The 22,661-nt window shown below is 63.3% G+C and carries 21 protein-coding genes; 9 read left to right on the top strand and 12 right to left on the bottom strand.

The genetic code is table 11. The annotated features are described in order from the left end of the window. Positions 1-101: 101 nt before the first annotated feature. Positions 102-1,679 carry a gamma-glutamyltransferase family protein gene (locus tag ACGYLA_RS05040; RefSeq protein ID WP_394430796.1) on the top strand — a complete coding sequence of 526 codons (1,578 nt, stop codon included), beginning with the start codon at positions 102-104 and terminating at the stop codon, positions 1,677-1,679. A gap of 38 nt (positions 1,680-1,717) precedes the next feature. Here ACGYLA_RS05040 and hspQ read toward each other — a convergent pair whose 3' ends face one another. After that, a complete protein-coding gene (gene hspQ, locus ACGYLA_RS05035; RefSeq protein ID WP_067261750.1) occupies positions 1,718-2,044 on the bottom strand; it encodes a heat shock protein HspQ in 327 nt (108 codons plus the stop codon). A 305-nt stretch (positions 2,045-2,349) separates the two neighbouring features. Here hspQ and ACGYLA_RS05030 point away from each other — a divergent pair, with 305 nt between their 5' ends. Continuing rightward, positions 2,350-2,940: a lytic transglycosylase gene (locus tag ACGYLA_RS05030; RefSeq protein WP_394430794.1), complete on the top strand. Its 591-nt coding sequence runs from the start codon at positions 2,350-2,352 to the stop codon at positions 2,938-2,940. A 70-nt stretch (positions 2,941-3,010) separates the two neighbouring features. On the opposite strand, the gene ACGYLA_RS05025 is transcribed toward ACGYLA_RS05030, so the two are convergent. From ACGYLA_RS05025 to ACGYLA_RS05010, 4 genes are all read right to left on the bottom strand, one after another. After that, positions 3,011-3,616 carry an outer membrane lipoprotein carrier protein LolA gene (locus ACGYLA_RS05025; RefSeq protein ID WP_394430792.1) on the bottom strand — a complete coding sequence of 202 codons (606 nt, stop codon included), beginning with the start codon at positions 3,614-3,616 and terminating at the stop codon, positions 3,011-3,013. A 177-nt stretch (positions 3,617-3,793) separates the two neighbouring features. Then, entirely contained in the window at positions 3,794-6,733 is a 2,940-nt protein-coding gene (locus ACGYLA_RS05020; RefSeq protein WP_394430790.1) for a DNA translocase FtsK 4TM domain-containing protein, read from the bottom strand. A 12-nt stretch (positions 6,734-6,745) separates the two neighbouring features. After that, positions 6,746-7,930: an aminotransferase class I/II-fold pyridoxal phosphate-dependent enzyme gene (locus ACGYLA_RS05015; RefSeq protein WP_271692898.1), complete on the bottom strand. Its 1,185-nt coding sequence runs from the start codon at positions 7,928-7,930 to the stop codon at positions 6,746-6,748. Between the two features lie 121 nt (positions 7,931-8,051). Then, positions 8,052-9,386: an amidase gene (locus ACGYLA_RS05010; RefSeq protein ID WP_394430788.1), complete on the bottom strand. Its 1,335-nt coding sequence runs from the start codon at positions 9,384-9,386 to the stop codon at positions 8,052-8,054. 85 nt (positions 9,387-9,471) lie between these two features. Between ACGYLA_RS05010 and ACGYLA_RS05005 the strand changes: the two genes are divergently transcribed. Continuing rightward, positions 9,472-10,698: an FAD-dependent oxidoreductase gene (locus ACGYLA_RS05005; protein ID WP_394430786.1), complete on the top strand. Its 1,227-nt coding sequence runs from the start codon at positions 9,472-9,474 to the stop codon at positions 10,696-10,698. A gap of 15 nt (positions 10,699-10,713) precedes the next feature. Here ACGYLA_RS05005 and ACGYLA_RS05000 read toward each other — a convergent pair whose 3' ends face one another. From ACGYLA_RS05000 to ACGYLA_RS04980, 5 genes are all read right to left on the bottom strand, one after another. Next, positions 10,714-10,896 carry a Trm112 family protein gene (locus ACGYLA_RS05000; RefSeq protein WP_067261737.1) on the bottom strand — a complete coding sequence of 61 codons (183 nt, stop codon included), beginning with the start codon at positions 10,894-10,896 and terminating at the stop codon, positions 10,714-10,716. Next, on the bottom strand, positions 10,893-11,537 hold the full coding sequence (locus ACGYLA_RS04995; RefSeq protein WP_394430784.1) for an LON peptidase substrate-binding domain-containing protein: 645 nt from the start codon (positions 11,535-11,537) through the stop codon (positions 10,893-10,895). The genes ACGYLA_RS05000 and ACGYLA_RS04995 overlap by 4 nt, the downstream gene beginning before the upstream one ends. Before the next feature lie 27 nt (positions 11,538-11,564). Then, positions 11,565-12,485 (bottom strand): thioredoxin, encoded by a 921-nt coding sequence (trxA, locus tag ACGYLA_RS04990; protein ID WP_067261734.1) that lies wholly within the window; start codon positions 12,483-12,485, stop codon positions 11,565-11,567. Positions 12,486-12,539: 54 nt separating this feature from the next. Beyond that, on the bottom strand, positions 12,540-13,328 hold the full coding sequence (locus ACGYLA_RS04985) for an exodeoxyribonuclease III (RefSeq protein WP_394430781.1): 789 nt from the start codon (positions 13,326-13,328) through the stop codon (positions 12,540-12,542). A gap of 292 nt (positions 13,329-13,620) precedes the next feature. After that, complete coding sequence (locus ACGYLA_RS04980; protein WP_067261731.1) at positions 13,621-14,307, bottom strand: response regulator transcription factor; 687 nt, start codon at positions 14,305-14,307, stop codon at positions 13,621-13,623. A 162-nt stretch (positions 14,308-14,469) separates the two neighbouring features. Between ACGYLA_RS04980 and ribA the strand changes: the two genes are divergently transcribed. Further along, the gene (ribA, locus tag ACGYLA_RS04975) at positions 14,470-15,561 is read left to right on the top strand and encodes a GTP cyclohydrolase II (protein ID WP_394430779.1); all 1,092 of its coding nucleotides are present in this window, start codon (positions 14,470-14,472) and stop codon (positions 15,559-15,561) included. After that, positions 15,558-16,052 (top strand): L,D-transpeptidase, encoded by a 495-nt coding sequence (locus tag ACGYLA_RS04970; RefSeq protein WP_394430777.1) that lies wholly within the window; start codon positions 15,558-15,560, stop codon positions 16,050-16,052. Before ribA ends, ACGYLA_RS04970 begins: the two co-directional genes overlap by 4 nt. Here the strand turns inward: ACGYLA_RS04970 and ACGYLA_RS04965 are convergent. Then, entirely contained in the window at positions 16,042-16,695 is a 654-nt protein-coding gene (locus ACGYLA_RS04965) for a YggS family pyridoxal phosphate-dependent enzyme (RefSeq protein WP_394430775.1), read from the bottom strand. The two genes, ACGYLA_RS04970 and ACGYLA_RS04965, sit on opposite strands and share 11 nt — an antisense overlap. 102 nt (positions 16,696-16,797) lie before the next feature. Next, positions 16,798-17,760, bottom strand: a complete 963-nt coding sequence (locus ACGYLA_RS04960) for a porin (RefSeq protein ID WP_271688838.1) — start codon at positions 17,758-17,760, stop codon at positions 16,798-16,800. A gap of 281 nt (positions 17,761-18,041) precedes the next feature. Here ACGYLA_RS04960 and ACGYLA_RS04955 point away from each other — a divergent pair, with 281 nt between their 5' ends. The 4 genes from ACGYLA_RS04955 to holA all read left to right on the top strand — a co-directional run bounded on the left by ACGYLA_RS04955 (position 18,042) and on the right by holA (position 22,647). Next, positions 18,042-18,536, top strand: coding sequence for a DUF3576 domain-containing protein (locus ACGYLA_RS04955; RefSeq protein WP_067261722.1), 495 nt, complete (start codon positions 18,042-18,044; stop codon positions 18,534-18,536). 82 nt (positions 18,537-18,618) lie between these two features. Next, positions 18,619-21,165 (top strand): leucine--tRNA ligase, encoded by a 2,547-nt coding sequence (gene leuS / locus ACGYLA_RS04950; RefSeq protein ID WP_394430773.1) that lies wholly within the window; start codon positions 18,619-18,621, stop codon positions 21,163-21,165. After that, complete coding sequence (gene lptE, locus ACGYLA_RS04945; protein WP_271688836.1) at positions 21,152-21,652, top strand: LPS assembly lipoprotein LptE; 501 nt, start codon at positions 21,152-21,154, stop codon at positions 21,650-21,652. Before leuS ends, lptE begins: the two co-directional genes overlap by 14 nt. Then, positions 21,649-22,647: a DNA polymerase III subunit delta gene (holA, locus tag ACGYLA_RS04940; protein WP_394430771.1), complete on the top strand. Its 999-nt coding sequence runs from the start codon at positions 21,649-21,651 to the stop codon at positions 22,645-22,647. The genes lptE and holA overlap by 4 nt, the downstream gene beginning before the upstream one ends. The last annotated feature ends 14 nt before the right edge of the window (positions 22,648-22,661 follow it).

The raw sequence follows: 22,661 nt of genomic DNA, 5'->3' as shown, positions 1-22,661 counted from the left end.
GCCCCCACCCAGTACGCGGTGCCGAGGAACTTTCCCCCGCATTGGCAGAACCGAGATCTCCGTTTAGGGTCACGCTGACGTAATTCAGCGAGGGGCAGCACATGCGCGATTTTCACCTTCCCGGCCGGTCACCGGTCTTGGCCACCAACGGCATCTGCGCCACATCGCATCCGCTGGCGGCGCGGGCGGCGGTCGATATCCTTGCGCGGGGCGGCAACGCGATGGACGCGGCCATCGCCGGGGCGGTGCTCCTCGGCATTTGCGAGCCGCAGATGACCGGGATCGGCGGCGACTGTTTCGTGCTCTACTCCCCGGCGGGGAGCGAGGAGGTCCATGCCCTCAACGGGTCCGGTCGCGCGCCAGCGGCGCTCGATGCCGCGAAACTGCGGGACCGAGGTGAGCAGACGGTGCCGCTCCGCTCGGCGGATGCCGTGACCATCCCCACGGCCATCGACGCCTTCTGCCAGCTCTCCGAAAGCGCCGGCAAACTGGGGTTGGATGCCCTGTTCGCCCCCGCGATCCACTATGCCGAGACGGGGGTGCCCGTCGCCCCGCGCGTCGCCTTTGACTGGGCCACCGATGGCGGCACCCTTCAGGGGCGCGCGCGGGATCACTTCCTCATCAACGGCAAAACGCCCCGCACCGGCGACATCTTTCGCGCACCGGGACAGGCCGAAGTGCTGCGCCGCGTGGCCGCGCAGGGCCGCGATGCCTTCTACACCGGAGAGATCGCCGAGGACATGATCGCCACCTTGCAAGCCGCAGGCGGCTGCCACAGCGCCGAGGATTTCGCCAAGGCCCGCGCCGAGGTCACGACGCCCGTGTCCGGCCAGTACAAAGACCTCGAAGTGGTCGAACATCCGCCCAACGGCCAAGGGGCGACCGCCCTCTTGCTGATGAATATCCTCGATCACTTCGACATCGCCGGGATGGACCCACTGGGGGCCGAGCGCCTGCATATCGAAGCCGAGGCGACCAAACTGGCCTATGATGCACGCAACCGTTTTCTGGCAGACCCGGACCACACCACCCGGCTTGACCACATGCTGGCGCCTGAGACCGCCCACGCCCTTGCGGCCCTGATCGACCCCAAACGCACCATGGCCGCCGCCGCGCCGATCAGCGAGGCGATGCACAAAGACACGATCTATATCACCGTGGTGGATGGCGACGGCATGTCGGTCTCACTCATCTATTCGATCTTCCACGGGTTCGGCTCTGGCATCGCCTCGGATAAGTTCGGCATCCTGCTGCAAAACCGCGGCGCGGGCTTCACGCTGGAAGAAGGCCACCCCAATGAGCTGAAAGGCGGCAAACGCCCGATGCATACGATCATTCCCGGCATGATCCGTGAGAATGGCCGTGTGACCATGCCCTTTGGCGTGATGGGCGGGGCCTATCAGCCCTGCGGCCATGCGCGCTTTGCCTCGAACCTCACCGATTTTGGCATGGATGTGCAAAGCGCCATCGACGCACCCCGCGCCTTTGCCGATGGGCAGGTGATGAAGGTCGAGCGCGGCTTTGGCGACGATGTGCCCCAAAGCTTGAGCGATCTGGGCCATAGGGTCGAAGTGCCCGAAACGGCGATCGGCGGGGCACAGGCGATCCGCATCCGAGAAGATGGCGTACTGGAAGGCGCGAGCGATCCGCGTAAGGACGGCTGCGCCTTGGGCTATTGATGAAGACCTCTGGCGGGCTGGGAAACAGCCCGCCGGGCTTAGTTCATCTGGAAATGCAGCGGATAGGCACCGTCGGTGAAGGGGCCGAACAGATCGGGGATATCGGGGTGGTCCACAGGCTCCCCCGAATAATCAGCCACGAGGTTCTGCTCGGAGACATAGGCCACATAGTAGCTCTGATCGTTCTCGGCCAAGAGATGATAGAACGGCTGATCTTTCACCGGCCGGTTCTCTTCGGGAATCGCCTCATACCATTCTTCGGTGTTGGCGAATTCCGGGTCGACGTCAAAAATCACGCCCCGAAAGGGATGCTTTTTGTGACGGACAATCTGCCCGAGGTGATATTTTGCGCGTGTTCGTATCATAACATGCTGCCCCTACCCCTCGACGGTAGCCCTTTCAAGGGGCTTTTGTCCAATCACAGCGGCTCTGCGCGGGGAAACAGACTGTGAACGCCGCGCCGACAGTGGGTTTGCGGCAGCCTACCGCCCGGGGGCGCAACTGCTTTGCCGGCCTCCTGCGAAATACCGCCTGCGCAGGGCTGCGCAGTCAGCGCAATACCGCCCAGACTGCCGCGCATTTTCCCAATTTAGTGATGTGATGGTGAGGGTGAATCGGTTAAACTCCTCCGAAAAAACGTCCCCTAACAAAAACGAGAGGCGAGAGGCAGATGAGCAAGCATTTTTGCGCAATGATGATCGTACTGCTGGTGGCATCCTGCGGCGGCGGGCCTCAAACGGCCCCGCGTGATCTGGATAACGCCTGCGCGATCCTGAAAGATCACCCCGACTACCTGCGCGCATTCCGCGCGACCGAGCGGAAATGGGGTGTCCCCATCCACGTTCAAATGGCCACCATCCACCAAGAGAGCAAATTCGTGGCGGATGCCCGGACGCCGTTCAAATATGTGCTGGGTGTGATCCCAATGGGCCGCCAATCCAGCGCCTTTGGCTATTCGCAGGCTTTGGACGCGACATGGGATGAGTATCTGGAGTCCGAGGGCCGCTGGCGCGCCAAACGCGACCGGATTCGTGACGCGAGCGATTTCATGGGCTGGTACATGAACCTGACGCGGGAGCGGAACGGCGTCTCCCTCCATGACGCCCGCAACCAATACCTCGCCTATCACGAGGGCCACAGCGGTTTTGCCCGCAAGAGCTACAACAGCAAGGCGTGGCTGGTCGGGGTCGCGGGTAAGGTCGATTCCCGCGCCAAACTCTATCAACGGCAGATCGCCGGTTGCCGTCTCGGCCGCTGGTAAACCCGCCCACTCCAATGCGAAACGCCCCGGCCTGATCAGCCGGGGCGTTTTTTTGTTTCTACAGGGCCGCTTAGCGTTTGCCGCCCGCCCGTGCGCCGCCGGTGTCGAACAGGCTGTTAGAGATGTTTCCCCCCACCTGCATGTCCCCCAGCACAACGGTTGTGGCGCTGCCATTGCCATCGTTGATGATCCACTGACGCAGCTGCACCGGATTGCCGGTGAACTTCATCTGGATATTGCCGTACTGCGGGTTGGCGGGGTCTTGCGCCGTGACCGTGGTGGCAGTGCCGTCATAGCTGTGCCCCGTCACCATCTTGGCGCGGCCCAAATTGACGTTGTCGGCCAAGATGATCGACAGCGGTGTTCGCGCCAGCGGATAGGTCTCAGCCGGTTGGTTCGACTTCTTGTCGTAGATCACGACCGTATTCGCCCCCGCGACGACCAGCCCGGAATCCGGCGCGTTATATTCGAAACGTACCTTTCCGGGGCGTTTGATATAGATCGTGCCCGTGCTGATCGACCCGTCGTCGTTGATCTGGGTAAAGTCGCCCTCGGCGGTGCGAAGCTGGTTCAGATAGCCCGAAATCTCATTCAGCGACAGTTGCTGCGCTGCCGCCGCGAGGGGGGCCGATACGGCCAGTCCAACCGCCAGAATCGCAGAAGTAAGTTTACGCATGTTGTTCGTCCTGTGTTGCCTCACGTTCTGACATAGGGCGGGCGGGCGTGATATTCGATATCAGGGCGCGGTTTTTCGCTATCGCCCGCCCCTGCCCCACAAAAAAACACCGCCGGGAGATTGGCCCGACGGTGCTTTGCATGATCGCCCCCCACGAGAGGGGAGGGGGAGGTAGCCCTATGCCTGTTCCGGCACCAGAATCTCACGCTTGCCGACGTGGTTCGCAGGGGACACCAGCCCCTCTTCCTCCATCTGCTCGACCAGTCGCGCGGCTTTGTTATAGCCGATCGCCAGTTTGCGCTGGATATAGGAGGTGGAGCATTTGCGGTCTTTGATCACCACCTGCACGGCGGTGTCATAGAGCGCATCTTCGCTATCGGTATTGCCGCCAAGGCCCAGCACCGCGTCGATGTTGCTTTCCTTATCCTCGGACGGCCCTTCGACCACGCCCGAGACATAATCCGGCTCGCCGAACTGCTTTAGGTGGTTGACGATCTCTTCGACCTCTTCGTCGCTCACGAAGGGGCCGTGGCAACGGGTGATCTTGGCACCACCGGCCATGTAGAGCATGTCGCCCATGCCCAATAGTTGCTCGGCGCCCATTTCGCCCAAGATAGTGCGGCTGTCGATTTTCGATGTCACTTGGAAGGAAATCCGCGTGGGGAAGTTCGCCTTGATCGTGCCGGTAATCACGTCGACCGAAGGGCGCTGTGTGGCCATGATCAGGTGGATGCCGGAGGCCCGCGCCATTTGTGCCAGACGCTGGATGCAGGCTTCGATCTCCTTGCCCGCGACCATCATCAGGTCGGCCATCTCGTCGACGATGACGACGATATAGGGCAGCGCCTCGGGGGTGTTTTCCTCAGTCTCGAAGATCGGCTCGCCGGTGTCCTCGTCGAAACCGGTCTGCACGGTGCGGGAGAACATCTCGCCCTTGGCCAGCGCCTCGCGGACGCGGCCATTGTAGCCTTCGATGTTGCGCACGCCCATCTTGGACATCTTGCGATAGCGCTCTTCCATCTCGCCCACGACCCATTTCAGCGCCACGACGGCCTTCTTGGGGTCGGTGACGACCGGGCTCAGCAGATGCGGGATGCCGTCATAGACCGACAGTTCCAGCATCTTGGGGTCGATCATGATCATCCGGCATTCTTCCGGCGTCAGCTTGTAGAGCAGCGACAGGATCATCGTGTTGATCGCCACGGATTTGCCCGAGCCGGTGGTCCCCGCGATCAGCAGGTGCGGCATCTTGGCGAGGTTGGCCACGACCGGGTCGCCGCCGATGTCCTTGCCGAGCGCCAGCGGCAGGCGGTGGTTGCCGTCGCCGAAGTCGCGGCTGGAAAGGATCTCGCGCAGGATCACCTTCTCGCGGTTCTCGTTGGGCAGTTCGATGCCGATCACCGAGCGGCCCGGCACGGTGGAGACACGCGCCGAAAGGGCGGCCATGGAGCGGGCGATGTCATCCGCAAGACCGATCACGCGACTGGCCTTGAGACCGGGCGCGGGTTCGAGTTCGTACATGGTGACGACGGGGCCGGGGCGCACGGCGACGATCTCACCCTTCACGCCGTAGTCGTCGAGCACGGTTTCCAGCATCCGCGCGTTCTCCTCAAGCGCCTCATCGCTGAGGTGCAGGCGCTGCACGCTCTCGGGGCTTTCCAGAAGGCTCAGCGGCGGCAGTTCGAAACCGGGGTGCGTGTCGTCGAAGGTCAGGGTGGGCTGCGCTTCGACCTGCGCCTGTTTCGAGGGCTGGACGGGTTTGCGGGCGGGCTGCTGCACCACTTTGCGCGGCTCCGCCACGGGGATTTTCATCGCCTCAGGCGCGGGCGCTTGCTGCAACGGCAGGGTCTCAGACGCCACGGTGTCTTCATAGGGCGCGGCCATCATCGGCGCTTGCGCTGCCGGTTCCTGAACCATCGGCTCGGGCGTCGGGGCGGGCGCGGGCTGGGCCTGCGGCCTGCGCAGCAGCGGCTCGGGGCGCAGGGTGGCCGGTTCGGCGGTCAAGGGCGGTTCGGCACGCAGCCCGGCGGGCTGGGCGGCAGGCTGGCTGGTGTTGAGCACCAGCGGGTCCGGCCCACGGCCCCGGCCCTTGGTCAAGGGCGCGGTCGTCGGCGTGTGGATCGCATTGGCATGGCGCACGCGGTTCTTGATCACATCGGCGATCTTGCTTTTGATGCGCTCTTCGCCCGGTGTCTCATCCACGATGGCATCGCTGTAGGTCTCGATCAGTTCCGGCTCGGGCATGTCGTCTTCGGGTTCGGGCCGTTTGATCAGCCCGGGCATCCGACCGAACAGGCTGCGCGGTTCGGCTTCCGGCTCGGCCACCGGAGCGTGCTCTGCGGCATAGCTCTGTTCGGCTTCCTGCGCGGCCCAGGCTTCGGCGTCTTCGGCTTCCTGACGGCGGCGCTCACGACGTTCGGCCTGACGGGCCGAGAGGTTCTGCGCGGCCACGACGGCCCCATTGGCGCCACGGCCCAGAAGCGTCATCAGCCCGGCATAGGCCATGATCAGACCGACCAGCAGGAACCGCGCGATGCGGAACAGCTCGGCCTTGGTAAAGCCCAAGACGAAGGCGCCCAACGCGAGAATTGCGACCCCCATCAAAAGCGACATCAGCTTGACCGTCAGGGTCGAGCCGATGGGCAGGATCGTCAGCAGCGCGCCCATGACGGTATCGCCAAACAGCCCGCCCAGACCAAAGCTATGGGTCAGCAGCCATTCCTGACCGGGGGCCAGTGTGGCTGCATAGATGGCCCCAAGGGCGACGGCGATGGGGGCAAAGATCAGCCGCCCGAGGGCGCGGTCATCGCCCTGATGCAGCGCGAAACGTCCGCCCCAGAACAGCAGGACGATGGCGATGCCCCAAGCGCCCCAACCGACAATCATGAACAGCGGCGCGGCGATGGAGGCACCGATCCGGCCCATCCAGTTCTGCACCGGCGCATCGGTTGAGACCATCCAGTTGGGATCGTCGGGCGTGTAGCTGCCGATCATCATGGCGGCCATGATGCCCAGCATGATCAGCGCCAGCCCCAGCAGTTCACGACCGCGCTTTTCGATTGCCTCGGCCATGTTGCTGTCTAGCAATGGATCGCGTCCCCGTGTCTGATATGCCATGTCGTCCCTCGCTTATGCCGAATACAGACAGTCGCGGATCGCTTCCAATCCGCGCGTCGTTTCGTCTTTTGGGGCCACCAAGGCGACCCGAATGTAATTCTGCCCCGGGTTCCCCCCGGCGACGTTCTGCGCCAGATAGCTGCCGGGCAGCACCCGCACGCCGGTCTCGCGCCAAAGTTTCAGCGCCGCGGCCTCGTCATCCTCGACCGGAAGCCAGAGGAAGAACCCCGCCTCGGGGCTCGCATAGCCCGGCACATTGCCAAAGATGCGGTCGGCGATGGCGTATTTCTCTTGATAGAGCGCGCGGTTCTCTTCCACATGCGCCTCATCGGCCCAAACGGCGGCGGCGGCCTGCTGCAAGGGCAGCGGCAATGGCGCGCCCGCGTAGTTGCGCAACTGTTTGATCTGGCGCATCGTCTCGCCCCCGCTGGCGGCAAAGCCCGACCGCAGCCCCGGCAGGTTCGAGCGTTTCGACAGCGAGTGAAAGATCACCACGCGGTTGCGGTCGGTGCCCAATTCTTTGACCACCTCCAGCGCCCCGGTGGGCGGCGTGTCGCGGTAGATCTCGGAATAGCATTCATCGGCGAAGATCAGGAAATCATACTTCTCAGCCAGCGCGATCAGCTCGGCCCAGTAATCGCGCGAGGCGACAACGCCCTGCGGATTGGCGGGGGAGCAGAGATAGGCCGCCGTGGTGCGGCGTAGCACCTCTTCAGGCAGGCTCGCGAAATCTGGCAGATGCCCGGTCTCGGCAGTGGCGGGGACCATGATCGGGTCCGCCTCACCGGAAATCGCACCGATCATATAGACTTGGTAGAAGGGGTTCGGCATCAGGATGGCCGACTTCTCCCCATTTTTGGTGGGCGGGCAAAGCGCGATGACGGCGTTATAGAGCCCCTCGCGCGTGCCGTTCAGGGCCATCACCTCGCTGTCGGGGTCCATCTCGACCCCGTAACGCCGCCCGATCCATGAAGCGATGGCCGCGCGCAATTCGGGCGAGCCGTCGTTCGGCGGGTATTTGTTGAACCCTGCGGCGTGTTTCGTGATCTCATCGGTCACCCATGCCGGAAACGCATGTTTCGGCTCGCCGATGGTCATATGGATCGGCGTGCCGCCGCCCTCATGCCCGTCAAGCAATGCGCGCAGGCGCGGCCACACGTGGGCCGGAAGGTTCGAAAACCGCTCGGTATACATCATCAAAACTGCCTCGGATCGGGATCATTCGCGCCCCGTTTGCCCCAAGGTACCCAAGGGCGCCTCTCCCGTCCAGAAAAACCGGGGAGTTTTGCCGCCCTTGTGGCTTTTCGGTCGTGCGCTCTTAGGCCTCGCGCAGGGCCGCTTCAGCCGCCGCACCAAGGCGCAAAAGCTGTTCTTCGGCCCCCGGTGCGCACATCAGAGAAATGCCGCAAGAGGGCGTATCGGTCGGCAAGGTAAGCGCGCAAAGCCCCATTAGATTCGCGACTCGCGTGTTGCGCAGGGACAGGAGATTCTGCGCGAGGTAGTAGTCGTGATCGCTGTTCAGCCGTTCGATGTTCGGCGGCAGCATGGGTGCAGTGGGTACCAACACGGCGTCATAGCCCGCCACGGCCCGGTCATAGCCTGCCCGCGCCAGATCGAGCTTGGCCCAAGCGGCGACGTAATCGGGGCCGGAGAACCCCTTACCCAACCGGAAACGCTCAAGAATTTCGCTGAACATGGCATCGGGGTCGGCTTCGATCACATCGCGCCACAACCCATAGGCTTCGGTGGTGTAGAGACAGGAACTCAGCGGCATCGCCTCTTCGACTTCGGGCACGGTGATTTCATCGACTGTGGCACCGGCCTCGCGCAACCGCGCTACCGCCGCGTCAAAGGCCGCTTTGGGCTCATCGGATAGCTCATCCATCACCACATTGGTCAGCACCGCGAAACGGCAGCCCTCCAACTCGCTCTCTTGCAGATCGGCAGGCTTGCCCCCCTCCAAGGCGGCAAGCAGCAGCGTCGCATCTTCGACCGAACGGCAAAGCGGGCCAACCGTGTCGAACTTCGCCGCGAGCGGCACGGTCCCGGCAAGGGAGACACGGCCTGCGGTGGTCTTGAGCCCCACCAGATCGTTCCACGCCGCCGGGATGCGCACCGACCCGCCAGTATCCGACCCGATCGCCGCCGCCGCCAAGCCAAAGGCAACCGAAGCCGCCGCGCCTGAGGACGACCCGCCCGAGACGCTGTCCGGCTCGTTCACGCAGGGCGGTGTGGCGGTGCTGGGGTTATGGCCAAGGCCCGAGAAGGCCAATTCGCTCATATGCGTCTTGCCCAAGCAGACCAGCCCCAAGGCCGTCGCGCTGGCGAGCACTTCGGCGTCACGCTCTGGCACCCGGCCTTCCAGCAGTTTGGAGCCCGCCTCGGTGGCCGTTCCGGCGGTATCGAAGAGGTCTTTCCAAGAGATCGGCACCCCGTCGAGCGGTGACAGGCGCTGGCCGTCGCGGGCCCGCTCAGCCGCCGCGGCGGCTTCGGCGCGGGCGCGGTCAGGGGTGACGCGGGCATAGATACGGTCGCGCATCGGATGTGCGTCGATGGCATCGAGATAGGCATCGCAAAGCGCCACCGGGTCGATATCGCCCGCCGCGATCCCGCGCCCCAAATCCGCCGCCGTCATTTCCAACCATTCTTGCATGTCGTGCCCCTTACCGCTGTTCTTGGCGAACCTAGCGACCGTTCGGCGCATGGACAATCCCCGCGCGCAGGTCATATCTAGGGCCATGGATTTTGACCACGATATCGCGATCATCGGCGGTGGGCTGAACGGCCCCGCCCTTGCCTTGGCCCTCAGCCGCGCGGGACTGCGCGTGGCGGTGATTGACGCCCAGCCCGCGCAAACGTTTGAGAATGCCGCCTTCGATGGGCGCGCCTATGCGCTAGCGCTGACCTCGGTCAGGTTGATGGAAGGCATCGGCATCTGGCCTGACATCGCGGATGACGCCCAGCCGATGCTGGAGATCAAGGTCACCGATGGGCGTGCCGGAACCGGCCCCTCGCCCATGTTCATGCATTTCGATCATGCCGAGATCGAAGAAGGCCCGATGGGCCAGATGGTCGAAGACCGCCACCTGCGCCGCGCGCTGCTGAAAGCGGCTGCCGCCGATCCGGCGATCACGATGATGAACGACACCCGCGTTACGGGGCAATCGGTGGCGCCGACCGGCATCACTCTGACGCTTGAGGGCGGCAAGACCCTGCGCGCACGGCTGGCGGTGGGGGCCGATGGCCGCGGCAGCGGCACGGCGGAACGCGCGGGCATCAAGCGTGTCGCATGGTCCTATGGTCAGACGGCGCTGGTCTGCGTGGTGGATCATGAAAAGCCGCACCACGGCATCGCGCATCAATTCTTCATGCCCCCCGGCCCGCTGGCGATCCTGCCGCTGACCGGCAACCGCTCCCTCATCGTTTGGAGCGAAGCCAGCGCCAATGCCGCCGCGATCAACGCCCTGCCGGATGCGCAATACCTTGAGGTGCTGCGCCCGCGCTTTGGCAGTTTTTTGGGGGAGCTTTCGCTGACCGGCCCGCGCTACAGCTATCCGCTGGGCCTGTCGCTGGCCCATTCCATGACCGCTTCGCGCGTGGCGCTTTTGGGCGACGCGGCGCATGGGGTGCATCCCATTGCAGGTCAGGGCTTGAACGCGGGACTGCGCGATGTGGCAGCCTTGGCTGAGGTGATTTCCGATGCGGTTCGCCGAGGCGAAGACCCCGGAAACGACGCGGTCCTCGCACGCTATCAGGAATGGCGGCGTTTCGACAATGCCAGCCTCGCGCTGGCGACCGACAGTTTCAACCGGCTGTTTTCAAACGATAATGCGCTCTTGCGGCTGGCCCGCGACTTGGGCATGGCCGCAATCAACGCCCTACCCGGCCTGCGCCGAACCTTTATCCGCGAAGCCGCAGGGCTGACGGGGGAGCTGCCCCGGTTGATGCGTGGCAAGCCCCTGTAACGGAGCGGCGGGGCGTTACAGCCTCCGCGCTTCGTCCGGCAGCATGACGGGAATGCCATTGCGGATCGGATAGGCCAAGCTGGCGGCTTTCGACACCAGCTCTTGCTTTTCCGCGTCATAGGTCAGCGTCGTCTGCGTGCGCGGGCAGATCAATGCCTCCAGCATCCGGCGGTCAAATTGAACGGTCGCATCTGTCATTGCATCAAGCCCTCTTCCTGACCGCCGCGCATCGCGAATTCGATCAATGTCACCAATGTCTCCCGCCGGGTCTCCAGCGAAGGCGCTTCCAACAGCGCCTGTTTATCCTCGGCCTCGAACTCCAGCATCATCGACAGGGAGTTAATCAGCAACTCATCTTCGGCGTCTTTCAGCGTGTCCCAATCGGCGGAAAGCCCGCGGCTGTCGAAATAGCGCCCCAGAAGGTCAAGAAACCGCGCCCGGTCAAAGCTGTCGTCGACCTCATCCTCGCCCAGATCGCGGTCAAAGCCCGACCAATTCACATCGCAGCGGCGATAGGGGGAAAAGCCCTCGATCTCCTCCACCACGCGAAAGCGCGAGATGCCGCCAAGGGTCACCATATAGCGGCCATCCTCGGTCTCGGAAAACTGGGTTATGCGGCCCGCGCAGCCGATCTGGTGCAGCCCATGGCCGTCGCGACCGGGCAGTTCGTTGGGCTGGACCATGCCGATCAACCGCGTGTCTGTCTTGAGCGCGTCTTCGATCATCTGAAGATAGCGCGGCTCGAAGATATGCAGCGGCAGCCGTGAGCGGGGCAGCAGCAGCGCCCCTGCCAACGGAAAGATCGCAATAGTCTTGGGCAGTTCTGCTGGCTTGATCATGACAAGGGACTTAGCGCGACCGAGGCCTCAGGCAAATATCATTGATGACAGTTTGCGACGGCCATTCAGCACCACCGGATCATTGGGCTTAAGTGCCTCGAAAATAGTGAAAAGTTGCGTCTTGGCAGCGCCTTCGTTCCACTCCCGATCGCGGCGGAAAAGCTCTAGCAGGTGCTCGACGGCAGCCTCGGCATTGTCATGGGCATAGAGCGCTTGGGCCAAATCGAAGCGCGCCTGATGGTCGTCGGGATTGGCCTCGACCTTCTCGGTCAGCTCGGCCACGGGGCCGGCATCGGCGGCCTGATGGGCCAGTTGCAACTGGGCATGGGCGGCCTCAAGTTCGGGAGCCTTGGAGATTTCAATCGGCGCGCCGTTCAGCAGCGCCTCGGCCTGATCCAAGGCGCCCATGGCGATATGGGACCGGACCATGCCGCCATAGGCAGGCGCGTTCATCGGGTCTTCTTCTAGGATCGCGGCAAAGGTCTGCGCCGCATCTGTGGCGGCCCCTTCGGCCAGCATCTCTTCGGCGGCGGCGACGGCATCGGCCAGCGTGTCACCGGGCGCTTCGCCGCCCCCCGCTTTTACCACACGGTCGACGAAGGCTTTGATCTCGGACTGCGGCAGCGCGCCTTGGAAACCGTCGACCGGCTGGCCTTTGTAGAAGGCATAGACCGTCGGGATTGATTGGATTTGCAACTGACCGGCGATGTTCTGGGCCTGATCGACGTTGACCTTCACCATCTTCACCGCGCCTTTGGCCGCGCGCACGGCGTCTTCCAGCATCGGGCCAAGCGTCTTGCAAGGGCCGCACCACGGCGCCCAGAAATCAACGATCACCGGCACCGTTTGCGAGGCATCGACCACATCAGCCATGAAGGTCGCCTCGGTCGTGTCCTTGATCAGATCGGCATCCGCGGGGGCGGCGGTGGAAAGGTTCAGGTCGGTCATGCTGTTATCCTCGCTAATCGCGTTTGGCCTTATATGGACGTGCAGGGGCGCGATTCAAAGGTCAAAACTGGCAAAAACCGGCGCGTGGTCGCTGGGTTTCTCCCAACCGCGCGCATCGCGGACGATGTGGCTAGAGTGCCCGGCCTGCGAGATATCCGATGTGGCCCAGATATGATCCAGCCTGCGGCCCTTGTCGGCGGCATCCCAATCGGCGGCGCGGTAGGACCACCAGCTATAGAGTTTGCCCTCCGGCACATCCTGCCGCGTGATGTCGACCCAATTGCCCGCATCCTGCACCGCGCCAAGCGCTTCGACCTCGACCGGGGTGTGGCTGACGATCTTTAGCAGCTTCTTATGATCCCAGACGTCATCCTCACGCGGGGCGATGTTGAGGTCCCCCACAAGGATCGACTTCTCGGGCTTGTCGCCATGGAACCAGTCGCGCATCTCCGACAGGTAATCGAGCTTTTGGCCAAACTTCTCATTGATCTCGCGGTCGGGTTTGTCGCCGCCTGCGGGGACGTAGAAGTTGTGGATCGTCGCGCCGTTCTCCAGCTTGGCCGCCACATGGCGGGCGTGGCCCAGCATGGCGAAATCCTGATCGCCCGCGTCCACCAGCGGCAGTTTCGACAGGATCGCCACCCCGTTGTAGCCCTTCTGCCCGCGCGCCACCATATGGGTGTAGCCCGCCGCCTTGAACGCCTCGACGGGGATCTTGTCCACGGGGCTTTTGCATTCCTGCAAGCAGAGGACATCCGGCCCGTGTTCGGCCAGCAGTTTCAGCACCAATGGCTCGCGCAGGCGGACGGAGTTGATGTTCCAAGTGGCGAGGGTAAAGGACATGGGGGAGGCTCCGGTCTGGGGGTGGTTCGGCACAGTAACGCGGGCGGCGCGGGGGTGCCATGCGGAAATGGGGCTTCCTTGCGGTGAGGGCCATCGTCCACGGCTTGATTTCGGTCCGGGGCGACGATCTCCCCCCCCAAAAAAAGACCGGGCACAAAGGCCCGGCCAGTCCAACAGGGAGGTATGTACCTTTACCCGGGTACAAAAGTCGGGCTTCAAACCGAGGTGCGGGTCATGAAAACCCCGCCTCTCAGGTATTCCAACCACGGCGGTCGGAATTGGTTCCCGGTTTTTATGCCATCAGGCGATAGCCACCGGATTCCGTCACCAGCAAACGGGCGTTCGAGGGGTCAGGCTCGATCTTCTGCCGCAGGCGGTAGATATGGGTTTCAAGCGTATGCGTCGTGACGCCCGCGTTATACCCCCAGACCTCATGCAGCAACACATCGCGCGGTACCACACCGTCGTTGGAGCGGTAAAGGAACTTGAGGATATTGGTTTCTTTCTCGGTCAGACGCACCTTGCGGTCGTCCTCCGTCGTCAGCACCTTCATCGCGGGTTTGAACGTATAGGGCCCCAGCTGGAAGACGGCATCTTCGGACTGTTCATGCTGGCGCAGCTGCGCGCGGATGCGGGCCAACAGGACCGGGAATTTGAACGGCTTGGTGACATAGTCATTCGCCCCGGCATCAAGGCCGAGGATCGTGTCGGCATCGGTGTCATGGCCCGTGAGCATCAGAATCGGGCTTTTCACCCCCTGTTTGCGCATCAGGCGACACAGCTCGCGGCCATCGGTATCGGGCAGGCCCACGTCGAGGATGATGAGATCGTAAAGCGCCTCTTTCGCCTTGGTCATCGCCTCGGTGCCATTGGCCGCTTCGAAAACGTCGAAATCCTCGGTCATGATCAACTGCTCGCTCAGCGCTTCGCGCAGGTCATCGTCGTCATCGACAAGCAGGATTTTCTTAAGCTGGGCCATCTGTCTCTCCGTCTGTTATCTTATACATGCGCCTTGGGCGGGGCCCGGACAAGGGATGTGACCACTGTCTCACAGCCTCGTGTCAACAAAGCGTGAAATGTTTCAATTCCTTGCGATATAACCTAGATAGACCGGGAAGCCTTTGCGGAGTTGCAACAAACCATGAGTTTCGCCCCGGACATCACCGAACAACTGGCGCGTGCGCGGGCCGATCTGCGCATGGGCGTGCCCGTGATTCTGGCGGATGGCGCGCAAGCTGCCCTCGTGCTGGCAGCAGAGACGCTGACCGCACAGCGCCTTGCGGATGTGCTGGCCTTGGGCGGTGCGCCGGTGCTGGCGATCACCGCGCGGCGGGCCGAAACGCTCAAGGCGCGGGCCTATGATGGCAATCTCGCCCGGGTGCTGCTGCCTGAGGGGGCGACACCTGCTTGGGTGCAAAGCATCGCCGACCCGGCGGATGACATGCGCGCCCCGATGAAAGGGCCACTTCAGACCGCGCGAGGCGGCGATACGGCGGCGCATCGCGCCGCGATTGATCTGGTGAAAGCCGCCCGGATGCTGCCCGCCGCACTGGTGCTTGATCTGCCGCAGGGGGCCGATTTCGCGCGGACGCATGGTCTGACCTTGATCGACCTTACCGCCGCCGCCCCGATCCTTGCCGAGCGCAGCGCGCTGCATCCGGTGGTGAACGCGCGCCTGCCGATGGAGGTCTCCGAGGCCGGGCGCCTGCATATCTTCCGCCCCGAGGATGGCGGCGAAGAGCATTACGCCATCGAAATCGGCCGCCCTGCCCGCGACACACCGGTGCTTTGCCGCCTGCATTCGGCCTGTTTCACCGGTGATCTGATGGGCAGCCTGAAATGCGACTGCGGCCCACAACTACGCGCCGCGCTGGCGCAGATGGGCGGCGAAGGGCATGGTGTGCTTTTGTACCTCAACCAAGAGGGGCGCGGCATCGGTCTTGCCAATAAGATGCGCGCCTATTCCTTGCAGGATCAGGGGTTTGACACGGTCGAGGCCAATCACCGGCTGGGGTTCGAGGATGATGAGCGCGACTTCCGCCTCGGCGCCGACATCCTGCGCTCGATGGGGTTCTCCGCCGTGCGCCTGCTGACCAACAACCCCCGCAAAGTGGGCATGATGGAGCAAAGCGGCATCGCCGTGACCGAGCGCGTCCCGCTGGCCGTGGGCGAGAACCGCCACAACAGCGCCTATCTCGCCACCAAAGCCGCGAAATCGGGGCATCTGCTATGACCCCGAACGACATGGTGCTGACGCCGACGGGGCTGCGGTTTCAAGGGCGGCGCTATGCCTGTAGTATCGGCAAGGGCGGGCTGACCGATGACAAACGCGAGGGCGATGGCGCCACGCCGCGCGGGGTGCATCGTCTGGTGGGAATGCTCTACCGGCCTGACCGCATCCCGGCGCCAAGCGCTTGGGCCCAGCCGATCGGTCCGGGCGATCTGTGGTCAGATGCCAGTGGCCAACCCGATTACAACCACCGCGTCCGCGCGCCCTACCCCCATAGCCATGAGGCCCTGCGCCGCGCCGATCCGCTTTACGATCTGGTGATCCTGACCGATTGGAACTGGCCCGATGCCACGGCGGGCCGCGGCTCTGCGATCTTTATTCACCAATGGCGGCGGCCGGGCTATCCTACCGAGGGGTGCATCGCCTTTGCACGGAACGACCTGCATGAAATCGCCGCGCATGTGGGTCCGGCAACGCGGTTGATTATCCGCTAACCCGCTCGCCGAAGATGGCGGAGCCCACACGCACATGGGTCGCCCCAAGCGCGATGGCCTGCTCAAAATCACCGCTCATGCCCATCGACAGGCCGCTCAGATCGTTGCGCGCAGCGATCTTGGCCAGCAAGGCGAAATGCAGGGACGGCGCCTCATCCACCGGCGGAATGCACATCAGCCCCTTGATCGGCAGGTCAAGCGCGCGACACTCGGCGATGAACGCATCCGCGTCGCGGGGCATCACGCCGGCTTTCTGCTCTTCCTCGCCCGTATTCACCTGAATAAAGAGGTCGGGACAGCGGCCAATCTCCTGCGCGAGCCGCGCGATGGTCTTGGCCAGTTTGGGGCGGTCGACCGTGTGGATCGCCTCGGCCAGTTCCATCGCCTGCCGGACCTTGTTGCTTTGCAATGGGCCGATGATGTGCAGGTCAATGCCGTCAAAATCCTCGCGAAAGCCGGGCCATTTGCCCGCCGCCTCTTGCACGCGGTTCTCTCCGAAAGAGCGGTGACCCTCTTCCAAGACCGCACGCACACGCGCATCGGGCTGAACCTTGCTGACGGCGATCAGCTTGACCGACCCGGCCGCGCGGCCTGCATCGGCTTCGGCTTTCGAAATGCGATTTTGGATGTCGCTCAGACTCATTTTCGGCCCTCCATGTCAGGCGCGCAGAAAACAACAGCATCGAACAAAAGAAAAGGGGCAGACCGAAAGGCCTGCCCCAATATTCACAGTATGTCGTTCAACTTAGAAGTTGAAGCGAACACCCATGTCGGCAACGGTGTCGCCGTCGAACTGCTTAACCACACCGCCGCGCAGCGAGGTGCCGCCGCCCAAGTCGTGGTTGAAGTCGATGCCGTAGCCGGTGTCGTCTTCTGTGCCGCCGTCGTTGTCAGCAACATAGACTTCGATGTCTGTTGCAGCGCCTACGTCGAAGCGGCCAGCCAGAACAACGCGGTCACCACCGGTGCCGTTATCAGCATAGGCGAGAGTTACGTCTGCGATGCCGAAGGAACCGCCAGCTGTCGCTGTCCACTCGGTGTCGCTTGCCGCGTCGGAGTCTTGGCCACCAACTGCGAAGGTCCAGCCGCTCCATGTGTAAGCAACGTAACCAGCAACGCGGTCGTTGATGTCGGAAGCCGACACGTGCACTGCCAGATCACCAGCGGAGTAAAGGACTTCAACGCCGTTGGAGCCAGCTGCACCGTTACCGCCAGAGGAATACTGGTCGCCACGGTCATCAAACGCAGTGTAGTCATAGCCCAGACCGGTCAGACCCATGTCGACGGGGTACTGACCCGGCATGGATTCCAGAGCGCCGAAGATGTTACCAACGCCAACTTCGAAGCCACCGGTGCGAGCGAAGAAACGCACACCGTTGATGCCTGTACCGGCAGGACCACCGCTTGTGGTCACGTCGTCAGCTGTACCGTAAACACCATCAGGGCCTTTGGCGACGTTCACGTTGTCGTCAGAGTTGTTCTGCTGGATGCGCATACGCGCACCGAAGACAACGCCAGCGTCGGACTCAGCTGTCGCGTCGATCTGCAGGCGCAGACGCGAAGTAACGTCTGTGTCGCTGTCGCCACCAGTGGAGTCGTTGTCGTTGTACATGATGCCGAAACGGCCGTAGCCGCCGAATGTCACGTCTGCTGCTGCTACACCGGCGGTCGCAACCAGGGCTGTTGTAGCGAAGAGAACTTTTTTCATGAGTTTTCCCTCGGTTTGAATTCATATGCCCAGACCGGGGAATCCGGTAAGGGTATGCAGGCTGTTTGCCCCCAATCCCCTGCACTTGGCAAGGTTCACGGCCTCCCCACCCGCAATGTCGCCGGGGTTGGTGCAGCTATGCCACAGTTCCCCCCACCCCAGGGCCGCGCCTTTGCCTATGGCGGCGCCCGATGCCGCGCAGCGCGCTCCTATGACATAGACCTTGCCGATAAGGGCCTGCTTGGATAGACCGGAGCGCAAACAGGCAAAGGAAAGCTGCAATGGCCCTTCGTACCGCTTGCAAGATGGCAATCTCCGTTCTGGCGCTCAGCGCGCTGACCGCCTGTGGCGGGAGCTTTGGCAGCCCGGCCACAGATCGGCCGGATCAATACACCAATCCGAACAATCCCAATAACATTGAGACCAATCCCGACAATACGATCTGGTCGATCTTCAACCGCAAGAACACAGACACCAGCGTTTCGGTGAACAAATACCTCTGGTCGGCCTCGCTCGAAGTGCTGAACTTCCTGCCTGTGCAATCGGTCGATCCTTTCACCGGGGTTATCGTCACAGGCTACGGCACCCCTCCGGGCGGTGGCCGTGCCTATCGCGCCACCGTGCTGATCGACGATCCGGCGCTTGATGCACGCTCGCTCAATGTGGCGCTGCAATCTTCGGGCGGCCAGCCCGTGGCACGGGCCACCACCCGCGCGGTCGAGGATGCGATCCTCAGCCGGGCGCGGGAGATGCGCGTATCCGACAGCAAATTCTGAGCCCGCTTAACTCAACACCGTTCCAACGCCGGGCCTTGTGAAAACAGCAGCCCGGCGTTTTTCATGTCACGAAGGTCCCCTCATGCCCCGCTATACCCCCGCCGAGATCGAAGCCCGCTGGCAGCAAGCCTGGGAAAAGGACGGCATTTTTCAGGCTGTTCGCAACGCTGACAAGCCGAAATACTACGTGCTTGAGATGTTCCCCTACCCTTCGGGGCGCATCCACATGGGCCATGTGCGCAACTACACGATGGGCGACGTGATCGCGCGCTACAAGATCGCGACCGGGCATAACGTGCTGCACCCGATGGGCTGGGACGCCTTCGGCATGCCCGCCGAGAACGCCGCCATGGCCATCGGCGGCCACCCGGCGGATTGGACCTATGACAACATCGCCGAGATGAAAAAGCAGATGAAACCTCTCGGCCTGTCGATTGACTGGAGCCGCGAGATCGCCACCTGCCATCCCGGCTACTACGGCCAGCAGCAGGCGTTGTTTTTGGACTTCCTCGAGAAGGGCCTCGTCTATCGCAAGAACGCGGTGGTGAACTGGGATCCGGTCGATATGACCGTGCTGGCCAACGAGCAGGTCGAAAACGGCTGCGGCTGGCGCTCTGGTGCGCCGGTGGAGCGGCGCGAGTTGACGCAGTGGTTCTTTAAGATTTCGGACCACTCCGAAGAGTTGCTCTCTGCGCTCGACAGCCTCGACAACTGGCCCGCGAAGGTAAAGCTGATGCAGGCGAACTGGATCGGCAAATCGCGCGGGCTGCAGTTTGCCTTCTCGACCATCGAAGCACCCGAGGGCTTCGACCGCATCGAAGTCTATACCACCCGCCCCGATACGCTGCTGGGCGCGTCTTTTGTCGGCATTTCGCCCGACCACCCGCTGGCCAAAACGCTGGAGCGGGACGACGAAACCGTGGCGGCCTTCTGCGCCGAGTGCCGCAAGGGCGGCACCACGGAAGAGGCCATCGAGACCGCCGAGAAGCTGGGGATGGACACTGGCATCCGCGTCCGCCACCCCTTCGACACGGCCCATGAACTGCCCGTCTATATCGCCAACTTCATCCTGATGGACTATGGCACCGGCGCGATCTTTGGTTGTCCGGCGCATGATCCGCGCGACTTCGAGTTCGCCACGAAATACGACCTGCCGATTATCTCTACCTTCCTGCCGTCCGAGGATGCCGCGCCCGAGCTGGACGCCGCTTTCGTCCCGCCGAAGACCGAAAAGGTGTTCTACAACCGGGGCTTCGCGGGCGACCAGTGGCAGACCGGCGAAGAGGCCGTCGATGCCGCCATCGCCTTTTGCGAAGACAATGGCATCGGCCAAGGCGTCACCAAATACCGCCTGCGCGACTGGGGCCTCTCGCGCCAGCGCTACTGGGGCTGCCCGATTCCGGTTGTGCATTGCGACGACTGCGGCGTGGTGCCGGAAAAGAAAGAAAACCTGCCGATCGAGCTTCCTTACGATGTCAGCTTCGACACGCCGGGCAACCCGCTCGACCGGCACCCGACATGGCGCAACTGCGCCTGCCCCGCCTGTGGCAAGGACGCCCTGCGCGAGACCGACACGATGGACACTTTCGTCGACAGTTCGTGGTATTTCGCCCGTTTCACCGCGCCGCGTGCCGAGACGCCGACCGTCATGGAAGACGCGCAATACTGGATGAACGTCGATCAATATATCGGCGGCATCGAACATGCGATCTTGCACCTGCTCTACTCGCGCTTCTTTGCTCGTGCGATGCAGATCACCGGCCACCTGCCCGAAAGCGCGGTGGAGCCGTTCGACGCGCTCTTTACCCAAGGCATGGTGACGCATGAGATCTACCAGACCCGCGACGGAAATGGCCGCCCGGTCTATCACCTGCCCGAAGAGGTGAGTGATGGCAAACTTGCCGATGGCACCGAGGTTGAGATCATCCCTTCCGCCAAGATGTCGAAGTCCAAGAAGAACGTCGTCGACCCGCTGCACATCATCTCGAACTACGGCGCCGATACCGCGCGTTGGTTCGTGCTGAGCGATTCGCCCCCCGAGCGGGACGTGGAATGGACCGCCTCCGGCGCGGAAGCCGCCTATAAACACCTCTCGCGCGTGTGGAACATCTGTGACCGCGTGGCCGAGATGGACCGCGAGGCGGCGGGCTCGGGCGACGACGAGCTGCTGCGCGCCATGCATAAGACGATCCATGACGTGACCATGGGCATCGAATCCTTTGGCTTTAATGCCGCGATTGCCAAGCTTTATGCCTTCACCGCGACCTTGCAGAAATCCAAGGCGGGCTATGCCGCGCAGCGCGAAGCGATCATGACGCTGGCGCAGCTCATGTCGCCGATGACCCCGCACCTGTCGGAAGACATTTGGGCGCATCAGGGCGGCGAAGGGCTGATCACTAAGGCGCCTTGGCCGAAGGCGGATGAGAAGATGCTGGTCGACGACACCGTGACCCTGCCGATCCAGATCAACGGCAAACGCCGGGCGGAAATCCAAGTGCCCGCCGATATGCCGAAGGAAGAGGTTGAAAAAACCGCGCTGGCGCATGAAGCTGTCATTCGAACGCTGGACGGGGCCACGCCGAAAAAGGTCATCGTCGTGCCCGGACGGATTGTGAATGTCGTTGCCTAAGACCACCCATATGCGCCGCCGCTTCCTGCTGGCCCTGCCCCTACTGGCGCTTGCCGCCTGCGGGTTCGAGCCGGTCTATGGACCCGGCGGCGCGGGCACGGCATTGCAAAACCGCGTGCTGGTGGACGCGCCGGAAGACCGCTTTGGCTATTTTCTGGTGCGCGAGGTGGAAAGCCGCCTTGGCCGTGCCGCCACCCCCCGCTGGGGGCTGGCGCTGACCACCACCACGGTCGAAGACGGGCTGGCCATCGACAGCGAAGGCAACACGCGGCGCTACAACCTTGTCGGCACCACCGCCTATGCGCTGCGTGACCTCGACAGCGGGCAGATCGTGACCTCGGGCAAGGTCGAAAGCTTCACCGGCTATTCCGCCACCGGCACCACCGTGGCGACCCGCGCGGCGGAACTGGACGCGCAGGAACGTCTGATGACCATCCTCGCGGACCTCGTGATCAGCCGCCTTTATGCGGCCGACCTGCCCCAATGAAACTGCCCCCGCGCGAGGCGAAACCCTATTTCGCGCGGCCCGATCCCGCACGCACGGGGCTGTTGATCTATGGCAGCGACGCGATGCGCGTGGCGCTGAAACGGCAGGAATTCCTGAAAAACCTGCTCGGCCCCAATGCCGAAGAGGAAATGCGCCTCAGCCGGATGCCCGCGGGCGAATTGCGCCGCGATCCGGCGATGCTGCTGGATGCGATCAAGGCGGTCGGTTTCTTCCCCGGCCCGCGTGCCGCGCTGGTGGAAGAGGCGAATGACAATATCGCCAAAATCCTGCTCGACGCGCTGAAGGAATGGCAGCCCGGCGATGCGCAGATCGTGGTCACCGGCGGCGATCTCAAGAAGACCTCAAAGGTGCTGAAGGCCTTTGAGAGCCACCCCAACGCCTTTGCCACCGCGATCTACGACAACCCGCCCGACCGGGCCGAGATCGAGCAGATGCTAAAGGACGCGAAGCTCACGCCTGAGGCCGACGCCATGGCCGCCCTGACCGATCTGGCCCGCACCCTCGACCCCGGCGATTTCCGGCAAACGCTGGAGAAGATCACGCTCTATAAACTGGGCGACAGCAGCAACATCGGGCTGGATGACATCGCCGCCTGCGCCCCCACCTCGACCGAGGCCGAGGTCGACGACATCCTGCATGTGGTGGCCGAGACCCGCGCCGCCGAGATCGGCCCGGTGATGAGCAAGCTGCAAGGCCAAGGCGTGAACCCGGTGACCCTGACCATCATGGCCACCCGGCATTTCCGCACTCTCTACCGCATCGCCGCCAATCCCGGCGCGCCGATCTACGGCGTGCGCGACCGCGACCGTGCGATGCGACAGGCGCGCAACTGGGGCGCGGTAAAGCTGGAAACCGCGCTGGCGGTGCTGACCGAGACGGACCTCAAGCTGCGCTCCGCAGGCCAGCACGCCCCGGCGCTGGCGCTGGTAGAGCGGGCCTTTATCCGTCTGGCGATGCTGGGCGCACAACGTTGATTTTGGGAGAGGAA

The sequence above is a fragment of the Sulfitobacter sp. 1A13679 genome, assembly GCF_043557115.1.
Lineage (GTDB): Bacteria > Pseudomonadota > Alphaproteobacteria > Rhodobacterales > Rhodobacteraceae > Sulfitobacter > Sulfitobacter faviae.
The sequence above is the reverse complement of the archived record's forward strand: the minus strand, read 5'-3'. Positions and strand labels throughout refer to the sequence as shown.

Excerpts from the sequence above, each read along its gene's own strand:
- ACGYLA_RS05040 (WP_394430796.1), top strand. The coding sequence starts at position 102 with ATGCGCGATTTTCACCTTCCCGGCCGGTCACCGGTCTTGGCCACCAAC.
- hspQ (WP_067261750.1), bottom strand. The coding sequence starts at position 2,044 with ATGATACGAACACGCGCAAAATATCACCTCGGGCAGATTGTCCGTCAC.
- ACGYLA_RS05030 (WP_394430794.1), top strand. The coding sequence starts at position 2,350 with ATGAGCAAGCATTTTTGCGCAATGATGATCGTACTGCTGGTGGCATCC.
- ACGYLA_RS05025 (WP_394430792.1), bottom strand. The coding sequence starts at position 3,616 with ATGCGTAAACTTACTTCTGCGATTCTGGCGGTTGGACTGGCCGTATCG.
- ACGYLA_RS05020 (WP_394430790.1), bottom strand. The coding sequence starts at position 6,733 with ATGGCATATCAGACACGGGGACGCGATCCATTGCTAGACAGCAACATG.
- ACGYLA_RS05015 (WP_271692898.1), bottom strand. The coding sequence starts at position 7,930 with ATGATGTATACCGAGCGGTTTTCGAACCTTCCGGCCCACGTGTGGCCG.
- ACGYLA_RS05010 (WP_394430788.1), bottom strand. The coding sequence starts at position 9,386 with ATGCAAGAATGGTTGGAAATGACGGCGGCGGATTTGGGGCGCGGGATC.
- ACGYLA_RS05005 (WP_394430786.1), top strand. The coding sequence starts at position 9,472 with ATGGATTTTGACCACGATATCGCGATCATCGGCGGTGGGCTGAACGGC.
- ACGYLA_RS05000 (WP_067261737.1), bottom strand. The coding sequence starts at position 10,896 with ATGACAGATGCGACCGTTCAATTTGACCGCCGGATGCTGGAGGCATTG.
- ACGYLA_RS04995 (WP_394430784.1), bottom strand. The coding sequence starts at position 11,537 with ATGATCAAGCCAGCAGAACTGCCCAAGACTATTGCGATCTTTCCGTTG.
- trxA (WP_067261734.1), bottom strand. The coding sequence starts at position 12,485 with ATGACCGACCTGAACCTTTCCACCGCCGCCCCCGCGGATGCCGATCTG.
- ACGYLA_RS04985 (WP_394430781.1), bottom strand. The coding sequence starts at position 13,328 with ATGTCCTTTACCCTCGCCACTTGGAACATCAACTCCGTCCGCCTGCGC.
- ACGYLA_RS04980 (WP_067261731.1), bottom strand. The coding sequence starts at position 14,307 with ATGGCCCAGCTTAAGAAAATCCTGCTTGTCGATGACGACGATGACCTG.
- ribA (WP_394430779.1), top strand. The coding sequence starts at position 14,470 with ATGAGTTTCGCCCCGGACATCACCGAACAACTGGCGCGTGCGCGGGCC.
- ACGYLA_RS04970 (WP_394430777.1), top strand. The coding sequence starts at position 15,558 with ATGACCCCGAACGACATGGTGCTGACGCCGACGGGGCTGCGGTTTCAA.
- ACGYLA_RS04965 (WP_394430775.1), bottom strand. The coding sequence starts at position 16,695 with ATGAGTCTGAGCGACATCCAAAATCGCATTTCGAAAGCCGAAGCCGAT.
- ACGYLA_RS04960 (WP_271688838.1), bottom strand. The coding sequence starts at position 17,760 with ATGAAAAAAGTTCTCTTCGCTACAACAGCCCTGGTTGCGACCGCCGGT.
- ACGYLA_RS04955 (WP_067261722.1), top strand. The coding sequence starts at position 18,042 with ATGGCCCTTCGTACCGCTTGCAAGATGGCAATCTCCGTTCTGGCGCTC.
- leuS (WP_394430773.1), top strand. The coding sequence starts at position 18,619 with ATGCCCCGCTATACCCCCGCCGAGATCGAAGCCCGCTGGCAGCAAGCC.
- lptE (WP_271688836.1), top strand. The coding sequence starts at position 21,152 with ATGTCGTTGCCTAAGACCACCCATATGCGCCGCCGCTTCCTGCTGGCC.
- holA (WP_394430771.1), top strand. The coding sequence starts at position 21,649 with ATGAAACTGCCCCCGCGCGAGGCGAAACCCTATTTCGCGCGGCCCGAT.